The following is a 19,894-nucleotide window of genomic DNA, read 5'->3' on the forward strand; positions in this document are numbered from 1 at the left end:
ATCCTTGTTCCGCTTACTTTGGTGAGGATAATCGACCATCTTCCATTTCATACTGCGTATCAAACACATCCAATGAACGATGATCGTGTGTTACGACAATTACTCCGGCCTGCTGGTCATGAGCGACTTGGGCGAAGAGTTCCATCACTTGCCGTCCACGGTGACTATCAAGAGCAGCGGTCGGTTCATCGGCAAGGATTACGCTGGGGCGATTCGCCAGTGCCCGTGCGACGGCGACTCGCTGCTGTTGCCCGCCCGACAGCATTGAAGGAAGGTTCTTCGCCCGGTCGGCAACACCGAGATAATCAAGTAGTTCCATCGAGCGTTTGGACGCAGCACGTCGAGATTCCCCATTAAGTTCCATCGCAATCTGCACATTTTCAGCGGCAGATAGAAAAGGAATGAGATTCGACTTCTGGAAAATAAATCCGATATGCTGTCGCCTAAATGTTCTCAGGTTCGTTTTTGCCTCTGCTCCGTCGAGGACCAGTTGCCCCCGAATGATGACTCGTCCTGATGAGGGGGGATTGATGAGTCCAACAGCCGTGAGGAATGTTGATTTCCCTGACCCGCTGGGACCAAGCAGAGCCACAACCTCACCCTGTCGAACTTTCATCGTAGCGTCTTTCATTGCCACAACTTCCGTATTGCCGCTGCCGTAGACCTTCGTCAACAGTTCGGTTTCGATGGCAAATAAAGCGTTCTGATTTGTGATCATGACAGAGCCTCATTGGGAGAGACTCGCATTGCTTTCCAGATCCCCAGAATACTCGAAGCGATTGAAATCCCCAGTACGATAACGGCAAGCTGTAATACATCTTCGTTGGTGATGATGACTCGACGAGGAAAGAGTGGAAAGACTCTTTGGCCCAGTAGATAGGCAATTCCGAAGCCGATTCCACCGAGCAATAACGCCTGTTGCAGAATCAGTCCAAGAATGACTCTATTGGGTGCTCCGATCAGTTTGAGTAGGGCAATCGAGTGAATCTTGTCGAGCGTCAGCGTGTACAAGATCAGTGCCATGATGATCGCAGCGATAATCGTCAAAAGGACTCGAAATAAGCCAATCTGCCGTTTGATCTTTTCAACAGAACCCCGTAATAGCAGTTCCCGCTGACCATCCTGCGTGTACACTGAGACATCACTCCATCCCCCAATGATTTGCACGACTTCTTTTGCGTTGGCCCCCGGACTGAGCGTGACCATCACTGCACTCAATTGAGGACGGGCCACGGCGGGAAGTTCTCCGGTTGGTCGTCCAGCATTGTCGAGCAAAGCTGGTTGTTTCATGGCGGCTTCAAACTCTTCGCCACGTGATTCACGGGACGCACGTTCGAGGCGAACCGCTTCGCCGGGAATGTCAAACTGAATTGCCTGAGCATCCTGTACGGTCACAAAAGCAATTCCATCGCCATTTGAACTGATGAGATTCTTCGTGGTGCCGACGACATGATACGTTTCTTTCCCGAGTTCGATCCGGCTGCCAACTGGAATTCTCAGAGATTCATCGGCGATCATCTCGAAGTGATTCTGAGAAAGATGCCTTCCTGCCGTGAGTGGCAACCACTCTCCTTTGTCCACGGGCCAACTCAGTCCCATGACGGCGATTCGGAGCGGCTTACCTGCTCGCTCCCGCTGAACCGTATGGTACACAAATTCACGGGCCACTCGGACGCCGGGAACCGCCTGCACTCGATGGACAAGATTTGGCGGCACACGGGAGATCTCAGCAAACGGTCCTCTGGTACTCTTCTGAACAACCCACAGATCCGCCCCCACTCGGTCGATCAGCAACGTGGCATCTTCAATCACGCCTCGGTATATGCCCCCCATCCCCATGACGATCATGAGCAGTAGTCCAATACCTACTGTCGTTAAGGCGAAGCGACCGACATTGTGGCGAATGTCCTTGAGAGCAAGCATCATCGAACTTGGACCCTCCGCCCTTCGGTAAGGGGTGTCACGTCAGTCGGCACCAGCAAAACTACATCACGCTCCGACAGCCCTGATTGCACTTCGACAACCTCTCGCCCATGCACACCGAGTGTCAACGCTTTCCAGCGGGCATTCCCGTCCTCATTTACAAAGACTCCTTCGATATTGTCACGACGATGGAGAGCGATCAACGGTATTGTTAAGGCATTGTTTTGTCGGTGAGTTTCGATGTAGACTTCGGCCCGTTGACCGATGGCCCAATTCTCAGGTAACTCGGAGACTTGAACATCCACAACAAGCTCCCGAGTCTCTCGATCCGCCTGTCTGCTAAGCCGAATCACGGTTCCGGGGAAGTTTTGCTCCGGTTGGGAGCGGAACACAATGCGTGCGGGCTGATCGACGCTCAGCTTCGACATCTCAGTTTCATCGACCCATGCGGAAATCCACAGGACGTCTGTGGAAATTAGCGTCAAGACCGCACTGCCGGGAACAGCAATATCACCCGCCTCTCTCTGACGCTCTACAACTAGCCCAGCGAATGGAGCTTTAATCAGCGTGTCCGCCAGCCGTGCCCGGTGATATTCGAGTGTTTTCTCGGCGGCGAGCAGACTTTTCTGCCCCTCGGTAATGGCGGCTTCAGCCCGTGTCATATCCGCCGTCGCCACCGCCAGCGATTCAACGGCTCGATCCACATCATCCTGTGTCGTAACGTTCTTTACTTTGAGTGACTGCACACGATCATGATGCCTCTGTGACTGCTCTAGCACCGCAATCGTTCTTTTCTTGTCAGCCAAGAGCCTTCCAAGTGCGGCATTCGCCGCTTCCACGTTCGCTAAAGCAATCTCAACCTGTTGCTGGAGTTCTTCGTCATCGAGCCGTACAAGCAACTTTCCTCGCTCGACCTTGTCCCCCTGATCCACGAGGACTTCACCGATCCGCCCGGCTATCTTTGGGCTGATCGTCGTGGAGACCCGAGCCTCAAGCGTTCCGGTTCCCATGACCTCCGACACAACAGTTTTGCGAGTAGGAGAGATCCCTTGAACGCTCATCGGTGCAAATTTTATCTGGTAGACGATACCGCCCATAATGATTGCTAGGACGGGCCAGCGTCCCAGCTTCCATAACCAGCCAAGTTTCAAACCTGCATTCTGTTCACTCATGAATTACCGTCTGCCGATTTCCGTAATATTGTTAGCAGGAAGGAAGAATCTGCGACGGCTTCAAGCTTGTGTGGTTCTCCTGCCGCCAGATAGAGCATGTCACCCGCCCGCAGCTTTTTTGGCTCTCCCATTGTTGTGAACGTTATGTCTCCTTCCAGACAATGCACGATAATTTCGCCGGGGGCTTTGTGTTCTGACAAGATTTTGCCTGCCGGAAGGATCATACGAATCATTTCGATGTGTGGTGTCTGGAAGAGCGTCTTGGTTCTGGACGCCACCAATTGGTCCGTCAGAGGCCGTACATCAATTACTTCACCCGGTTGTGCGTGGGGAATGGCCATAAATACCTCTATTTTTCTAGTTTGGTGATGAGAGATGGGCAGTTTGGATTCCGCCATTCTTGACTTTGTGAAGCTTCGACAGCACGTTTTGCTTTGGAAACCCCAGCGATTTTCCACCGCAGGAGCCAAAGCCCCAATCAGGAACAGAAGTTTCCAGAGAATATTCGGTCATGAGTTTTCAACCTTCTTGAACGAGTGCCCCGTTTTAAGCCCTGCCACGAAAAGGACAAGAGCTACGGCTCCAAAGAAGAACACTGTGTCACCCGGTACTCGCATCCACCTCAAGGTTTGCATTAGATCGGTTTGCATGAATTCGCTGCTCCGGGCAAACCAATAGCTGTGTTCTACGGAAGCTTTTGTTTGTAGAAGTCCGACAGGCAACAGGCTCAGAACACACATCGCCATCAAACCACCGTTCAATGACCAGAATGAGAACCGCAGCAAGCCATCCTTCCATTCCTTGCCGGGGATCAAGACTCGTAAGCAAATGAGCATAAGTCCGATACCCAACATCCCATACACCCCGAATAAGGCCGCATGACCGTGTAGTGGTGTCGTGTTAAGCCCCTGCATGTAGTACAGGGCAATTGGCGGATTAATCATAAAGCCGAAGAGTCCCGCTCCGACCATATTCCAGAAGGCGACTGCAACAAAGAAATAGATTGGCCACTTATACCGTTGTACCCACGGTGATGTTCTGGAACGTCGCAGGTCCTCGGTAGCATCGAATCCAATCAAGACCAATGGGACAACTTCTAAAGCACTAAAGACCGATCCCCAAACAAGTGCGACGGTCGGAGTACCCGAAAAGTAAAGATGATGACAGGTGCCGATGATTCCACCTGAAAGAAAGATCGTGGCCGACAAGAGAGCCGCTGCGGCGGCGATACCCGGTCGAATCAGATTGAGACGCATGAAAATAAAGGCTATGACCGTGGTAGCGAAGACCTCAAAGAACCCTTCCACCCACAGGTGAACCACCCACCATCGCCAATATTCGACCATCGACAGGTGAGAATGTTGTCCCCACGTCAAACCTGCACCATAGAACAATGCAATAGCTCCAGTGGCGACCGCCAAGAGAGCGACCAGTTGTTTTGTATCGCCAGTTTTGCGTAAGGCGGGAAGCAGCACACGGATCATCAGAATCAGCCAGAGCAGTAATCCAACCATCAGGGCGATCTGCCAGACCCGCCCCAGATCGACATACTCGTAACCTTGATGACCAAAGTAGAACGAAACCGTATCGGTCATCTTGTTCTGGATGCTCAACCATTCACCCGTGAGCGATCCGACCACGACCAGTAATAATGCCCCAAATAATACGTTGACACCAAGTCGTTGAAACCTTGGTTCTTCACCGCTGACGAGCGGGCCGATGAATAGCCCTGCCGCCAACCAAGCGGTAGCGATCCAGAACAGCCCCATCTGAACATGCCATGTTCGGGACACGCTGTAAGGTAGCCATTCGGAAAGCGGAAAACCGTAGAAACCGTCACCTTCCACACCGTAGTGTGCCGTCACAACCCCGAGAAGCATTTGTACGAGGATCAGGGCTGAAACGACCCAAAAATATTTGATTGTGGCTTTTTGAGATGCAGTGGCTTCCCAGAGTGCGAGTGGATCATTTTCTGGAGGAGTTGGCTCCTCTTCCTCATTTCGCTTCGAGGCATACCACCATGCCATCGCTGAGATTCCTGCCAGCAGCATGATGATGCTTACGCCGGTCCAGACAACCGTGTCGCCGGTAGGCCGGTTGCCTATCAGTGGTTCGTGGGGCCAGTTGCTGGTATATGTACTGATGTCATTAGGGCGGTCGGTCGAGGCGGCCCACGCCGTCCAGAAAAAGAAAGCCGACAACTTGCGGAGTCGATCCGGGTCAGAAACCGCTCCCGCAGGAATAGCATAGTCAGTGTTCCCTTCCGAGAAGACTTCGGTGTAATGGGCAAGATTGGACTCGAACGCCTCGACTCGAATGGGATCAATCGTGACCGTGCCGGTAGATGGATCGTACGTGTTCGTGTGCAGTAGTTTGGTCAGACGAGCAACAAGTTGAGCCTTTTGTTCGCTGTCGAGTTTTTCGAACTCGATGTTGTGATCAGCTTTCGCCCAACGGTCAAGAATAAAAACGGCTTCCCGATGTAGCCAGTCCGCAGTCCAGTCGGGAGCAACATAGCTACCGTGCCCCCAGATCGACCCGACTTCCATGCCTCCCATTGATTGCCAGACATTCTGCCCGGCAGTGATCTCGCCACTACCAATGAATGTCTGGCCGTCCGTCATCACAATTTTCTCAGGGATAGGTGGCATCTCCTGATAGATACGAGTGCCAATCCACCCAAGGACAAGAAATGACAATACCATCACAGCCACAAACGCCATCCACAATCGTTTCATCTGTTACTCACCTTATGAATAGTTAGTCACAAGCCTTCTTGTTTTTCCGAGGCTCATCGAGTCCCAGCCATAGTGGGCATTCATCTACAGTATTTCGGCCTTCACACTGGTTTATGATTTTTTTCAGCGACCGCTTCATCTTCTGGAGCAATCGAATCTTGTCTTCAATATTTGCGATTTTCTTTTCGGCTCGCTGTCGAACATGGACGCACTTCGTATTCACGTCGAACCACAGTCCAAGGAGTTCTTTGATCTCAGCAAGTGTGAATCCAAGTTCCTTGGCATTTCGAATGAACAGTAAGCGAGACACCACCGACTCGTCATACTGGCGGAATCCCGATGGACGACGCTCCGGTTCGGCTAACAATCCTTGCCGCTCGTAGTAGCGAATCGTTTCGACCCCGACTTCTGATCGTTTTGCAACCTCACCGATTTTTAATGCACTCACTAGTGACACTCCTCATTCGGATACTGATTATACACTCTGTACCATACTACAGAGTCAAGTGTCAGATGGCGATATTATTTACCGGAAGATCAAGATGCTGCACAATTTGGAAAGAGTATAATCATGGAAATCTCTCCGTATGTATCACTCGGATCTCAAAGTCGAAGGAAGCGAAACCAGAACGCAGTCAAGTGGAATGAGAGCACCACGTTTATTGTTGGTCAGATATTATTTGAAATTACAAAAGAGAGTATTTTCTGTTCGAAAAAAGTCTCACTTCACAGACTTAATTAGTGCTTCTTTTGCCTTGCGTGACATCGCCTTAATTTCCAGTTCACGCTTTAAAGCCATACTTCGTGTGGCTTGGATTTCATGGTACACCATGCTGACTGGAAGACGGCTACGGGTATAGCGTGAAGCTGTACCTGCATTGTGCTGCTCACACCTTCGTTTCAAATCAGTCGTAATACCTGTGTACAAGGAATCATCAGCACATCTGAGAATATAGACAAACCAGTCTGTGGGATTGTCCGCTGCATCATCTTCTTTCAGGTCTGATTCAGCTATTTCTATTTTCCTCGATTCCACCATCCTCCGAAACACATCTTCTGGTCTGCCATATCCATCTGATTTTGTCTCAGTAATAGATGACAACAGAAAATCATTCAGCTTAAAACCCACTTCATGTGGTGACATCTGACATTCAATCAGCAAGCTCTGGGCACATAACACCAACTGATTCATCGAGCTGGTCACAGAACGATTTAAGGATTTCGCAAATTGAACCGTTTTAAATTCAGGAACTATAAATTTTCTAAATGCCCATTGATTGGCGTCATCGGCTGTGAAATCCCTGATACAGTTCATTGTTTTTTCAGCAAACCGTTTTTGATTTGTAACACCTTTAGCTGGCATCACGCACGAATACAGTGATTTTGTATTACTCAGTAAAATGTACTGACGACGATTTACTGGAAAAATGTGACACGACCAGTCAGCAAAAGGGTTCTGGTGTAAGGGAAGGGCGTCTAATGTGCCAGCTTTGATTTTCTGATTGAGCTTTTGGGAGAGGCGGAAGATCATGGTGGTTCGCCAAAATTAAGATTATGTTTGAAGAACTGGAGTTGGAGGTGTAATCGACTCGCAGAGCAAGGACAATATCAATAAAAAAAGCCGACGAATCTCGTCGGCTTTATATCTTTCGAAATGTCTTGGTGATTAGATCACATTGACATTTTCCGCTCTTGGTCCCTTTGGTCCTTGTCCCTTGTCGAAAGACACTTGTTGTCCTTCTCGGAGTTGGTCGTAACTCACCCCTTCAAGGTTCGAACTGTGGAAAAAAATGTCCTCACCGTTCCCCAAGTCGATAAACCCAAATCCTTTGTCCGTCAGTTTTTTGATCGTACCTTCTGCCATCTTCAATCCGATTCATAAAAAATAGTCTTTGAGGTGTCACCTGACACAACAGGTTCAGGCTGTTCAACCTCAGGGACGAGTCTAACCAGAAACATGGACAAAGCCAAGGAAACGACCACCACGAATAGGAATTGATGGCTGGGATTCTTTGTACGGATCACCAAGCAGGGCTACAAAAGCGAAGAGGTACCTCATTTCGAACGATGAAATGGTATCACCGTCACTGCATCTAAACTTCATCTTCCGATAATTGATTCATCAATAGGTCCATAAACACGATCTAGGAGATGCTGTAGAATTTGATGGCGAAAAGACTGACAGTCTTCATAATTATTACGCCACGCACTCCCTCTAAAAAATATCGTACGCCCATCACATGCATGCACAGGTGATGGCACATCGAGTACGTGCGATTTTCCTCGGTCAACCAGCACTACAGCTATGCATTGACGAGCCAGTTCTGCAATTGTCATTTCGTCTTCTTGTGAATAGTTTTGGAGCTGGATTTCTTCGAGAATCCGTACTAACGAATACATCACATAACTTGCATTGGAATGATATTTTGAGAGCCCCTTATTAAACCAATTAGCCAGAGGCGAGGAATCTATCAATTTCCACTGAGCATCCCTATATTCAATCAAGAGCTTTAACTTTTGATTAATCTCTTCAATAACCTCTTCTGCCATTCGTTTTTGTTGTTTAGACTCACGCAAGTATCGTAGGTTGTTCTTTACGGAATTCACTAGTTTTCCTCGGTGAGGCTAAGTCCTAAGCAAGTTTAAAAAATAACATCTAGATTCTATAGGAAGTAGTTTTTAAATATCATTTTCCTAAATCATCAAATCTCAAGCGAAACCATTTCTCTTAGCTTAATGTTAAATCTACACCACAGGCCATATCTGTCAAAGTTGGTGACAAGCAGTCAGGGCATTCAATAACCGACATTTTCTCTCCCATTGCTACAACCGAAGATAAAATCACCAAGGATGATTGTGATTGCGAGAACCGAGAAGATACGCATGACGATAGCCCCTATTTATTGTAAAGCATACCCAACAAGAGATATTTCATAACTGCAATTGACGCAGAAAGTAGGAGCGATAAGTATTTATTTGTTACCAAAAGCCATATGTGCACATTCTGTTCTCGGTTAAAGCGAAGTTCAAGCTAAATGTTGAATAATAGAGAAACTCTCAGAATGATTTGCAAAATGGTCTTTTTTTGTATTTGCTTTTTCTTGTGATAGGCATCTGTGTTTTGGCTCTATATTTATCCTCTCAGGATAATTCATAATATTTCACTGTGCCTCCCTCATCATCTGCCTGCACTTCGCAGTCCCCTTTGCATTCTGCGATGATCCCGATCCCATCTGGCAGCTCCGCAAACTCCCCAGCGTCCACTCAGTCACTTCCACTCCAATCAACTCCAAACCCGAACAGATCATTATCCATCTATTGAGCTGGCACTTTGTTTCCAAAGAGGATTTTGCTGCTGACCTATCAGCTTCATCAGATGGCAAATTATCAGAAGAAGAAACCGATGAGCAATATCTTGAATTCTTGGATGATGTCGAAGCGATTCAGAAAGAGCAGAGACAGATGCTGCGATTCTTGATCAAGCACCACAAGGTTCGATCAGTCCATATGGAAGGGCTGACAGAGAAGAATCTGAATGCATTCAACAGTTTTGTAAAAACGCTTCGGGAATTCGAAGTGCCAGATGGTGATGGTGCTTTTGATCTGTTTCTCCGAGAGCAATATCGAAGAGATTTGATGCAACTGGGAGCGGCAGCTCAGTTGAAGATCTCAAATGAACTGAAATATGTTTTGCCTCTGGAGAATGCTGAGGCTTTTGAAGCAGCTAATCCTGTTGGAAAAGATGGTTCGATTCACCTTGATAAAATTGCAGAAGAGAGACGGGAAGATGAGATGCTCAAGATCTTATTGAAGGGGCAGGGGATCAAGGTGATCTTGTTGGGCGGCGGGCATGATCTGACGGATAATTTGAAGCGGATGGAGGTGGATGCAGTTCTGTATGTTCGGGTGAGTACGAAGGCGTATCTGATGGTTGTGAATAACAGGAATTAAAGAATGTCGACAGATCCATTTAATGCAGTGGAATTAAAAAAGCCTGATGCTCTTGAGATTATAGAAGCACTGGATGACATTAATATCAGAGATGATTACGGGGCGACTCTGCTGCATTCAGCCATTGCTTACGACAACACCCCAGTTGGACTGGAACTGATTAGAAGGGGTCTTGACGTTAATGCCAAAACCAAGAAAGGTCTGACTCCTCTGCATTTTTGTGCGATTTATCAGAATCTGGAATTAACCAGAGCAATATTAGAGAATGGTGGGGATCTCTCAATCGCAGACAAAAATGGAAATACCCCCTTGCTGGATGCTGTTGGAAATCCCAAACGAACATACGATCTCTTAAAACTGTTTGCTGAATACTCTAATCCAGAAATTGCCTCCCAGAAAAATAACTATGGAATTTCACCACTAGAGTTAGCAAAAAATATGGGCGATGAAGCAGCTGTCGGTATCATTTCAACTGCTTAATACAGATTACATCTCTGAACATCGTAATCTGCATAATACATCAAACAGATTCCCAATTTAGAATAGCTCATCCACGAAAAGCATCCATATGAGATTCATGAATTCAATTCTTTTGGGTAGCGGTGTGGGAATTGCGATCATATTCATTCCCATTTTCTTTCTTACCAGTGGGTTTGAAAATGCCTCTTACTCAGAAATCCTCTTTAGCTTTATTTCGGCAGTCTTAACTGGAATGACTAGTGTATTAATTGCAACAATTATTTTGCCATCAGAGTTCTCATTTAAGACGTTTATGATGGGCGTAATTGCCTTACCAGTGGGATCATTCATCTATGCGATGATTGTTGGTTTTCTTTTCTTTATAGGCCATCGTTTTTTCGGATCTCCCATGAGGAATATAAGCTTGTTATTGGAAGCCAAAAACGCTGCATTTCTCACAACCTTAGTTTATGGCCATGTCTTTTTCCCATTGTCTTTGATCGCAACCAGTATCGTGCAGTGGTTAATCAGTTTAAAATCGATTCGCTGTTAGAGATTATTGGCAGTTTGGATCAGATCAATAAATAATATTCCAGCCAGAGAATTGACGTGACGTATACACCGATTAATTTCCGAAATGACATGATCCGTGAGATCGAAAAGGGATATGATCCAGTTCGAGTAGCTCAAGTTGCTTTTGTTATTATTCAAGAGTTAGGAGCCAAAATATCTACGGAGTTTCATAACGAAATATTGGGCATAGCGGTGATGGAAGAAGGACCTCAGTTTAAAATGACTGAGGCTCAGTTAAGAGAATACTTGGATAGAATGGTAGGGTTGTTGAGTAATCATGACAAAAGTTGGATTGAAGTAATCAATACACTTAAAGTGGGAGACATCTTAAAAGTCACTGTCACAAAGCATAGACATTTTGGTTTCTTCGTTGATGTTCCTGACACAAAATATGAAGGCCTTGTCGAAATCATGCACATTAAGGATGAAAAAGGAGTGTCACCTATTGATTTTCCAGCGATTGGCTCCGAGATCGAAGCTATCGTTCTTGGTTTTCGAGAACATAATCATCAAATTGTGTTAAGCATAAAACCAAGTGATTTGTCAAAATAACTGGGGCAAATTCATGGCAATTTACGTAACCATATACAAGATCTCTGAGACTGATTCATTTGCCGTTTATGAATATGGCCCAAATGAAGATCGTGTAGGCCAGATACAAATCAATAAAGAAACTGGTGATATTGAAATACTCTCTAATGTCCCCGGTGATGAAAAAATGTTTTATGCACTGCGTGCAAAGAGAAGGCTTTATATGCATTGGCAAAATAGAGAATTTCCAGACAAGACATGCTTTGCTGCCTGATGAAGGTGCATTGAAAATAGGGCAATGGTGCTGATCTTGTATAGTTAAATGAATTGAAACAGCTCAATATCACCAAGTAAATGAGATTGCAGAGCAATGACCGAAGAAGAAATCATCAAGCGATTAGAGCAGGAGCGAGTCAGCTGTTTTCCAGTTAAGGAAGATGGGTCGCTTTTTATCACGATGCAAGGATCTGAAAAGAGTTCAGACGCAATAGCAAATATCTGCAAACAGATTTGTAAATTGGAGCGTATATCAAAGCTCGATTTTAGTAACACTGCATTGCGGGGATCTGGACTGCAAGAACTACAGGGATTACCAAATGTAAAGTATATTGATCTTTCTCGGACAATGATTGCTGGTCTCGATTATAAATATTTGAAATCGTTTCCAAAGCTAGAAGAACTACATTGTTCTCCTATAAGTCGTATTGATGAGGCAATGGTATATATTGGGCAGAACAAGGGGATCAAAAATCTGGGTCTCTTCCAAGTGCGAATAAGTGATATGGGGTTTGAAGCACTTTACGATTTAAAGCATTTGGAAAAAATCGATATTACTGGAGCACCAATCTCTAAGGGATTCAACACTCTTCTTAATTTTAAGAATCTGAGAGAACTAACCATTTCAGAAACACAGGCGGATGATAGCACACTTGAAATGATTGGTCATCTCCTGAACATGGAAGAACTCTTTTTCAACCACACACTTGTCACAAATGAAGGTTTTGATTTTCTCGGTGACTTGAAAAATCTAACGACACTCGGATTCTCAGGGCAGCGGGTTACGAAGGACGGGGTTAAGCAATTGGTGACGGGAGAGGTTGCATCTTCTTTGACGCTTTTTCCACGCTTAGACTACATCCATTTCTGCGATATTCCCTTTGATAGTGAATCGGTCAAAATACTCGCCACTTTAAAAAAAGTCGGCCACATGAATTTTGATAAAAGTTGTCCAATGAGTGATAGCGACAAAATCTTTTTGAAGAACTCACTTCCCAATTGTGATATTTGGTTTTAAAAGTGGAATACTTGTTCTTCCGACACTAAAATTGCGGTTAAAATCGCACCGAGCTAACATGCCTCACCTATAAGTGGCTTAGCAAGCCCACTTCGGCCATTTCCATTCAGACGCTGGTGGGCACTCCTCGTCCATTCATGCCATAAACTCGACTCGTCACCACAACTTGGTACCACCTTGCTAGAACCACAGATCTTGGAAAAATGGTTACAACAAAGGCACGACAGGCAGTGGGATTCAGAAGAATTTCTCCTAGAATATTAGCTTCTAAAATCAATCCTAGTGAGTAACGCACCACAAGATCTTATAAGAAGAGACCTGATGAGTTTTGATGACTTGATTGAAGCAATTTATGCCCGTGATAAGTATGACGACTTTGGAAATCTTGCCAAAACGATTTACACAGACGATCCTGATAAATTTTATACAGATTTCTTCGATAAAGTCAGACAATTCGTCGAGGAAGGCGGCAATATAAATCAATCACGCCCCCCAATGGGTTGGTCATTAATGCATATTGCCTGTGAAAAAAGAGACGTGCGATTAATTAAAGGGATTCTGAATATTGATAGATCATTACTTAATACACTTGCCGATTGTAACTATCCTCCCATATTTCAGGCATTAGATGCTGATATAGATGGTCCCATACAAACTGGGAAAGAAATTACGCTTGAAACCACAAAAGCAATGCTTGAACTGGGGGCAGATTCTGATGTCAAGTATAAAACTTATGAGTCATTGAGAGACTTTGCAAAGAGTTACGGGAAAATAGCCGTTTATAAGTTCGATCATACTATTCAGCCACTTCTCCAATAGGATACCGCTCATTTACAAGTTATTCTGTCATGCATTTTTGAGTCCTGTTAAACAGGGAGTTGATCGAGACTGATACCTCTAAGATGAATGTAACTGCATTCAAATTGAAAAATTGTTAATACTGGAGAAGAATTAAATTGCCCAGTTTATTTATCACCAGCTCGCCTGCATACGGTCAGTGTCAGGGAATCGTCCTATCTACGCACAGTTCTAAAACTGATCCAGCATGCGGTTATGTAAATGGAAATGTAAATGAAAAAGTTAGATGGCAATTTAACTCTGATTTTACGGAGGGATTTAAACCTCCAAGCCTAAAGAGGCAAGCAGAAGAAAATGCATTCGATATATTTTGGTATAAACTCTCAGGTACAGTTAAAAATGTTGAAAATTGTTGCGTAATTACTGAATCGATCAACCAATCAGTCTCTTTTTTTGCTGTCGTCTTAGATGTAGTGCCTCAATCCATTTTTTATACCGCAGTATTCCAATATCACATATGGCTTAGTGGTTACCTCGACGTAGAATTCGATGGTTTTATGGGGAATTTTAATCGGGAACTTGTTGTCGCTGCTAAAAACAGAGCTTTCAAATCAGGCGACCCCATTCGCTTTTGCATAGAATCAAATCCCGAGAAGTACGGGATAGCAATTCTGGAGTCTGAAATTTCAGATACTAAATGGAATGCATCATTATATTTAGTTGATGCAGACATAAGCCTGCTCAAAGGAAGGCGGCTCATTACCAAGAAGATCGGTGGCTTTGAAAGAGAACGCTCAGGCGAAAATATACGTTCTTCATTTGAAGCAGACTTTGCAGTTGTTGACCAAATCAAATCATAGTGACGCTTGTGAAATCAGATTATATAACTAGAACATTGCTCTTTAATGATCCCACCCCGACACTAGACCAGAGAGAATCTAACAAGCTGACGGATTTGATCAATGCTAAATGAAACAGAACTACGGGGACAACTTGAAGCAATAAATCAAAGGATCGCTACTAAGCCAGATGATCCTGAATTGGGTGATCTGCTGATTGAGCGAGCACATATATACGACCGTCTGAAAGATGATGTAGCTTCTGTAAAAGACTACTTTGCGGCGTTAGATGTCACTCGTGATCAAGATAAGATTGTCCATATCAATTCTATGATTTCGTTGGCATTGCTAAGTCATGATAAGAAAGAAGAAGCGTTATGGTGGGCTATGTCTGCTGTTGACCGAGATCCTAATGGTGAAGAGGCTAACTATGTTTTGGGTATGAATTTGGCTATTAGCGAGTTCCACAACATGGCAGTGGAATCTTTCAAAAAAACATTAGATATCAACCCTGAACATCAAGAGGCATTTTTAGCATGGGGCGTGAATGTTAGTAAAAATTTGAAACGATTAGCGGAAGGCAGAGAAATACTGACTGCCTACACTAAAAAATATCCAACAGATGCTAAAGGCCTATTTGAATTGGCATTTGCAACATATATGTCTTCTGTGGGGCCTGATTTTGCTGTCCATCTTTTCAAGGCAAAAGAATTGTTTGAAAAAACTCTGACACTCGAATGTTCAGAAAGACTAGTTCGTAGAATCAGAGACCTTTCAGAAGAAATCGATATATTAATAGCAAGTAATAATTTATAGAACTTGAAGCATAAAGAACATCAATGTCACAAACATCCAAGATTATCATCGGCATGAGAACAGGCCGATGCGGAACGCTTTCGCTGGCGGAAATTCTAAACGCTCAACTGAATACGAATATCAATCATGAAGAAGCTCTCTGGTTATCACTAGATAAGACAAGACTGAAAAATGGAAGATCTTAGAACACTGGTACTGGATACCTTATATGATCGTATTCGAAATGAACGTTCTAATTGCTTTGCTGTTAATGAAGCTGGAATGGAGTTAATAAAACGTGACAATGACGTTCTGCCAATCATTGAATCCATTCTGTCTGAGATCGTAGAGCCAGCTTTAAAGTGTCATGATAAGCAGAAAGACATTGATCTTGCACAAAAATTGCGTGTGGATATTAAATTTGTTAGTACGTCTCCGTTTAGTGGCTTAGCGTATGTTTTAGGTGCTTATTGGATAATCAGTACAAAATCAAACCAACTTGAGCATGCTTTTCAGTTTATGAATCAATGCAATAACGAGCTACTGGCTGAGGCGATAAAGATCATCCCCATATTTTTTATGATAGTAGAGGGTAATTATAATTTTGGAATCGAGCCGCCCACTTCATTACTTAATTTTGTCAAGGAAAAAGAAATCCATGAAAGTGCTCGTGTCCGTGAGGCTGCCGCTCGTGCCCTCCCAAGAATTGATCTCCCCCCCATGCCATATTAAATATCGGCACATCCCGCCCCTTAATTCTAAGATTACTAGGGCAGGTCTAAATAGGATAAAATGAGATGGAGCCTCTCGAATTTTATGTTCTTTGTGAATCAAGATCCACAGAGCTTGCCAAACGCTTTTTGGACACTTTTCTTCCGTTTAGAATTCCCGTAGCTGAGGATTTCCCATTCCCCCAGTATGAGGACGATTCTAAAGCAATATTCCAAACTCCAGAAGAACTTATGAAGTGTTTAGAAGAAAACAAAGATGAAGGCTATTCATTTTATTGGAATTCTCAATGTGAGAGTGGACCAGATCAAGCAATGCTTTTCTACACTGAAGACGGAGCAATGATTGTAGGACTATCTGGTGTAAACTTAGCCCCTGCTGATACCCTTAAAAAAATATCCAAGCAAGTCGAGGGACGATATGGTTATTTTACAATAGAAAGTTGTCCGCCAAATACACGTGACGAATTCATTGAAATCTGCCGTGAATCTACACTGACCAATCTCTTTGATGGTCGGATTCGCAATAAAACACTTTCATGAAATCCGCAATGGCTCACCTATAAGTGGCCTTAGTAATGTCAAGCCTCACTTTTTCTCCAATATCAGATCGATTAACCAACATCCTCTAACGTGTAATACATCTTTCTGGCAATGCTGGATGATTGCTTCTTCCCCACAACCTGCACTCATCAACGCTTCCCGTAATTCTGGCATACACTCATAAGACTGATTCTTATAAATAGACATTGCCAAGTTAATTACCTCTGGTGTTCGCCACGATGGATCAAAAGCCAACTCACGAAATGGATTCCTAAAAATATCCCTTAAGATATCACATTGATATTTCTGCTCAGTCTGATCTGCTAAATCGGATTCTATGCCTATATTGCGTGAGTATTGTGTTGCAGCAAATAAAGCGTAATAGCTGGAATTTAAGGCAGCCTCGTGCGATAGCCCAGGACTGGCGGACTCCCGAAGAGTGAATTATGCGGCCAGTTGTTGAGCGTATATTCTCTCGAACTGGTCGGGACATTGATAGTTTAATGTTTGATGTAAACGTTTTGAATTGTAGAACGTCTCAATGTAGCGGAACACGCTCAGGCGTGCTTCTGTGAGATCGGCATACTTCTCATGTTTGGTCCACTCGTGTTTGAGTGACCAGAAAAATCGTTCCATCACGGCGTTATCGTAACAGCATCCGGTTCGGCTCATGGAGCATGTGATCCCGAGTGTCTTCAACGTCGTTTGATAGAGGTCGCTGGTGTACTGGCAGCCCCGATCACTATGGTGCAGCAACCGCTGGGTCTCGGGCCGCCGGGATTCGATAGCGTTTTTCAGAGCGGTACTGACCAGAGGTGTAGCGAGACTGTCCGCCATAGACCAGCCGACAACTTTGCGGCTGAAGAGATCCAGGACGACAGCCAGATAAACCCAGCCATTTTGAGTTGGCAGGTAGGTGATGTCGGTGACCCACTTTCGATTCGGAGCGTCCGCAGAAAAGTCCTGATTCAAGAGATTCGCTGCGGGACGTTTATCCGGATCGACGACAGTCGTGGTCGGTTTAAACTTTTTGGAAACCTTGCTTTTCAAGCCGATTTCACGCATCGCCAAGGCGACCGTGTTGCGGCAAGCCGTTTCTAAATTGTCATCCGCCTGCATGGCTTCAGCGATTTTATAACTGCCATAAATCTCGTTTGATTGCTCGTGAATTTCTTGTACCGTCTTGCGAATGCGTTCGCTACGCTGGGCCCGCGGACTGGGTACGGCTTTCAGCCATTTGTAAAAACCGCTTTTCGATACGCCGAGAACACGACACATGACAATTACCGGAAACAAGTCGCGATGTTGTTTGATCCAGGCGTACTTCACTGCGACTCCTTCGCAAAGAACGCCGTTGCTTTTTTTAACAACGCTCTTTCCATTTCGGCTTCGCGAAGCTGCTTCCGCAGCCGTCTGTTCTCTTCCTGAAGCTGTTGAAATGTGGCGTCTTCGCCGCACGCCTGGGGTTCGGGAGCGTACTTCTCGTACCATCCTCGCAGGCTGCTGGCACTCACGCCAACGGCTTGTGCAGCACGGTTGAATGAATAACCTTCAACGGCAACAAGATTGACCGCATCCCGCTTGAATTCTTCCGTAAACGATCGCCGGTGCTGTTTCCCTGACACTTTGAACTCCTTGCTCATGATTTCCTCCTAAGAAGATTCTGAAGTATTCTTCAGGAGTCCGCCAGTCCTGGGCTATCGCACTCGATCCCTTTTCGTGCGAGTACAAAACAGACGGATTGCTTTGCACAACCACGTGCATGTGCAATCTCCTCATATGGAAACGCTGGTGGATGAACCCAATCAAACATATATGCGTTTCCTCTGGTTATTCGGCGAACAGACTCTTCCGCTTCTCCATCTGCATACTGTTCTGCAAGTGTGATGGCGTCTTTGGCTTCATCGATCACAAGATGCTGAACTCGTCGGCAGCATCCTACCGCAAATAACCTTAACTTTCTCTTACTCGCATTGGTGCGAATATATTTCAGAAGTGCTGATGGATCATTGCAGTTAAGCCAATCACTTTCATTCTTTAACTGTTCAAGGTCTGACATGGAAATAACCCGTTCACTCGATTTATGAAATGTCTCAGTTGTTTAGCTGCGATCAAAGATTCTATCGGGATGAGTATTAAATGATATTTGCATCTACAGCAAAAAGAGCTTTCTCTGTTGATAAATAAAGAATGTGGGATCGCCCGAAGGCATTAAAATCTTTAATAACCTTACCGTTCTCTGTTACAGGTTTCAGCTTTTTAAGTCGTTTAGTAGGAAGGTAGACCTTGAACAGGTCTTTTCTGTTATTATAGCCTCCTGCGAAAAGCACATTTTCATTTGAAACTGCAAAGGCATGTGAACCAGCAACAGGGATATTTCGCCAGATCCCTGTAACTTTATGGTCTACAAGTTGGACGACGGGAAAATCGGTGTAGTAGTACAACCATGTTTCATGGTTTGAGCAGACATTGAGTGCATAACAATCGTCGATAGGGGCTGCTCCTGTGCAAACAGAATGAAAATCAAAAACCTGTTTTCCATTATGGTCGAGACAGACAAGACCACTTCGCCCCAATTCACTATCTCCGAAGACACCTTCGTCGAAATAACTAATCCAAATCTTTGAGTCTTTCGTCACCTGTACGTCTTCAATCCCATCACCAGCAGGGAAGGATCGAACAGATTCTCCATAAGCTCCAAACACATGGGCATTGTGATCTTTATCCCCCGAAGATCGGCCTCGAACTAAAAGCCATTCTTGGTCGCTAATCGGTTGGACAGAGTGAAAGTTCTCTAATGTCAGAGCAAGATCGACAGAGAACCAGTCTTCTCCCTCGCAGTAATGGATGCGATAGTCATTGGGAGTATCTGATTTATTCTTTGCAAAACTAGCACCAGCAGAGTTTTCTCGTCGGTAATCTGGCAGTTTACCAAGAGAGAGAATGATCGGGTTGAGTTGAGGACCAACCGTTACTGTTATAAGGTTTCTGTCTCCTAACACAGTTTCATAATCGACAAGGTGGCGAGCGATGATATTATCAGGCATATGTGTCATTTTTCTGGGCTACATCCACAACTTTTCCAGCTTCGTGTAAACGTTCATTCAGTTATTTATAACCGCTGGTAAGAGTTACCAATTTCATTTATCAACAAATAAGAACTGGTACAGTTCTAAAGTCTGTCTCCAATCAATTGTTTACATTGGGGATGGTGCAATGAATCTCAAATCCCTCCCACTTTATCCTGCTTTGAATCAAATCATCCAATCATTTCTGATGATCCTGATCTACATACTGTACAGTATATTCTCTTCCAACCCAACCGATCTAAGGCAATCTGCGATCCCCTCTGATCGTCCCTCCCAATGTCGAACCGTCCTCGGTCCCCACCGATCACTCCATCCCATCCTGCCGTGATCAGTTATCAGATTTCAGCCCTTAACTCTTGGGATTTCACCAAGGAAATAAATATTTTTGTGGGGCAAACAAGTCAGAATTCCAGAATTCTGGATTTCCAAGAATCTGATTTCTGGATCGGAAAACAGGACAT

Annotated in this window: 23 protein-coding genes and 1 pseudogene; 11 read left to right on the top strand and 13 right to left on the bottom strand. The window is 44.8% G+C overall.

Features of this window, described 5'->3' with window-relative positions:
* Positions 1–13: 13 nt before the first annotated feature.
* From F1728_RS15265 to F1728_RS15305, 9 genes are all read right to left on the bottom strand, one after another.
* On the bottom strand, positions 14–718 hold the full coding sequence (locus F1728_RS15265; protein ID WP_155364840.1) for an ABC transporter ATP-binding protein: 705 nt from the start codon (positions 716–718) through the stop codon (positions 14–16).
* Positions 715–1,926 carry an ABC transporter permease gene (locus tag F1728_RS15270; RefSeq protein WP_155364841.1) on the bottom strand — a complete coding sequence of 404 codons (1,212 nt, stop codon included), beginning with the start codon at positions 1,924–1,926 and terminating at the stop codon, positions 715–717. Before F1728_RS15270 ends, F1728_RS15265 begins: the two co-directional genes overlap by 4 nt.
* Complete coding sequence (locus tag F1728_RS15275; RefSeq protein ID WP_155364842.1) at positions 1,923–3,095, bottom strand: efflux RND transporter periplasmic adaptor subunit; 1,173 nt, start codon at positions 3,093–3,095, stop codon at positions 1,923–1,925. The genes F1728_RS15270 and F1728_RS15275 overlap by 4 nt, the downstream gene beginning before the upstream one ends.
* Positions 3,092–3,493, bottom strand: a complete 402-nt coding sequence (locus F1728_RS15280; protein ID WP_228030783.1) for a cupin domain-containing protein — start codon at positions 3,491–3,493, stop codon at positions 3,092–3,094. Before F1728_RS15280 ends, F1728_RS15275 begins: the two co-directional genes overlap by 4 nt.
* Positions 3,494–3,604: 111 nt before the next feature.
* On the bottom strand, positions 3,605–5,833 hold the full coding sequence (locus F1728_RS15285) for a nitric-oxide reductase large subunit (RefSeq protein WP_155364843.1): 2,229 nt from the start codon (positions 5,831–5,833) through the stop codon (positions 3,605–3,607).
* A 22-nt stretch (positions 5,834–5,855) separates the two neighbouring features.
* The gene (locus tag F1728_RS15290) at positions 5,856–6,281 is read right to left on the bottom strand and encodes a heavy metal-responsive transcriptional regulator (RefSeq protein ID WP_155364844.1); all 426 of its coding nucleotides are present in this window, start codon (positions 6,279–6,281) and stop codon (positions 5,856–5,858) included.
* Positions 6,282–6,554: 273 nt separating this feature from the next.
* Positions 6,555–7,364: a GIY-YIG nuclease family protein gene (locus tag F1728_RS31670; RefSeq protein ID WP_228030785.1), complete on the bottom strand. Its 810-nt coding sequence runs from the start codon at positions 7,362–7,364 to the stop codon at positions 6,555–6,557.
* A gap of 135 nt (positions 7,365–7,499) precedes the next feature.
* Entirely contained in the window at positions 7,500–7,697 is a 198-nt protein-coding gene (locus F1728_RS15300) for a cold-shock protein (RefSeq protein ID WP_155364845.1), read from the bottom strand.
* Positions 7,698–7,933: 236 nt separating this feature from the next.
* Positions 7,934–8,440 (bottom strand): hypothetical protein, encoded by a 507-nt coding sequence (locus tag F1728_RS15305; protein WP_155364846.1) that lies wholly within the window; start codon positions 8,438–8,440, stop codon positions 7,934–7,936.
* A gap of 711 nt (positions 8,441–9,151) precedes the next feature.
* On the opposite strand from F1728_RS15305, the gene F1728_RS15310 reads away from it, so the two are divergent.
* The 11 genes from F1728_RS15310 (at position 9,152) to F1728_RS15360 (ending at position 16,344) form a co-directional block, all read left to right on the top strand.
* A complete protein-coding gene (locus F1728_RS15310; protein ID WP_155364847.1) occupies positions 9,152–9,784 on the top strand; it encodes a hypothetical protein in 633 nt (210 codons plus the stop codon).
* 3 nt (positions 9,785–9,787) lie between these two features.
* Positions 9,788–10,264 carry an ankyrin repeat domain-containing protein gene (locus F1728_RS15315; RefSeq protein WP_155364848.1) on the top strand — a complete coding sequence of 159 codons (477 nt, stop codon included), beginning with the start codon at positions 9,788–9,790 and terminating at the stop codon, positions 10,262–10,264.
* A 97-nt stretch (positions 10,265–10,361) separates the two neighbouring features.
* Positions 10,362–10,796 carry a hypothetical protein gene (locus tag F1728_RS15320; protein WP_155364849.1) on the top strand — a complete coding sequence of 145 codons (435 nt, stop codon included), beginning with the start codon at positions 10,362–10,364 and terminating at the stop codon, positions 10,794–10,796.
* A gap of 89 nt (positions 10,797–10,885) precedes the next feature.
* Positions 10,886–11,368: a S1 RNA-binding domain-containing protein gene (locus F1728_RS15325; protein ID WP_155364850.1), complete on the top strand. Its 483-nt coding sequence runs from the start codon at positions 10,886–10,888 to the stop codon at positions 11,366–11,368.
* 13 nt (positions 11,369–11,381) lie between these two features.
* The gene (locus tag F1728_RS15330; RefSeq protein ID WP_155364851.1) at positions 11,382–11,621 is read left to right on the top strand and encodes a hypothetical protein; all 240 of its coding nucleotides are present in this window, start codon (positions 11,382–11,384) and stop codon (positions 11,619–11,621) included.
* Positions 11,622–11,717: 96 nt separating this feature from the next.
* Entirely contained in the window at positions 11,718–12,641 is a 924-nt protein-coding gene (locus F1728_RS15335) for a leucine-rich repeat domain-containing protein (protein WP_155364852.1), read from the top strand.
* Positions 12,642–12,962: 321 nt separating this feature from the next.
* Positions 12,963–13,460, top strand: coding sequence for a hypothetical protein (locus F1728_RS15340; protein ID WP_155364853.1), 498 nt, complete (start codon positions 12,963–12,965; stop codon positions 13,458–13,460).
* A 137-nt stretch (positions 13,461–13,597) separates the two neighbouring features.
* On the top strand, positions 13,598–14,299 hold the full coding sequence (locus F1728_RS15345; protein WP_155364854.1) for a hypothetical protein: 702 nt from the start codon (positions 13,598–13,600) through the stop codon (positions 14,297–14,299).
* Between the two features lie 102 nt (positions 14,300–14,401).
* Positions 14,402–15,094: a tetratricopeptide repeat protein gene (locus tag F1728_RS15350; protein WP_155364855.1), complete on the top strand. Its 693-nt coding sequence runs from the start codon at positions 14,402–14,404 to the stop codon at positions 15,092–15,094.
* Positions 15,095–15,265: 171 nt separating this feature from the next.
* On the top strand, positions 15,266–15,805 hold the full coding sequence (locus F1728_RS15355) for a hypothetical protein (protein WP_155364856.1): 540 nt from the start codon (positions 15,266–15,268) through the stop codon (positions 15,803–15,805).
* Between the two features lie 65 nt (positions 15,806–15,870).
* Positions 15,871–16,344: a hypothetical protein gene (locus tag F1728_RS15360; protein ID WP_155364857.1), complete on the top strand. Its 474-nt coding sequence runs from the start codon at positions 15,871–15,873 to the stop codon at positions 16,342–16,344.
* A 444-nt stretch (positions 16,345–16,788) separates the two neighbouring features.
* Here F1728_RS15360 and F1728_RS15365 read toward each other — a convergent pair whose 3' ends face one another.
* The 4 genes and pseudogenes from F1728_RS15365 to F1728_RS15380 form a co-directional block, all read right to left on the bottom strand.
* Positions 16,789–17,835: an IS3 family transposase gene (locus tag F1728_RS15365; RefSeq protein WP_155364858.1), complete on the bottom strand. Its 1,047-nt coding sequence runs from the start codon at positions 17,833–17,835 to the stop codon at positions 16,789–16,791.
* Positions 17,751–17,987: pseudogene (locus tag F1728_RS15370) on the bottom strand (transposase); the annotation flags it as partial. The gene F1728_RS15365 and the pseudogene F1728_RS15370, both read right to left, overlap by 85 nt.
* 32 nt (positions 17,988–18,019) lie before the next feature.
* Complete coding sequence (locus F1728_RS15375; protein WP_155364860.1) at positions 18,020–18,403, bottom strand: hypothetical protein; 384 nt, start codon at positions 18,401–18,403, stop codon at positions 18,020–18,022.
* 76 nt (positions 18,404–18,479) lie between these two features.
* Entirely contained in the window at positions 18,480–19,391 is a 912-nt protein-coding gene (locus F1728_RS15380; protein WP_155364861.1) for a hypothetical protein, read from the bottom strand.
* Positions 19,392–19,894 lie beyond the last annotated feature (503 nt).

It is taken from the genome of Gimesia benthica (assembly GCF_009720525.1).
GTDB lineage: Bacteria > Planctomycetota > Planctomycetia > Planctomycetales > Planctomycetaceae > Gimesia > Gimesia benthica.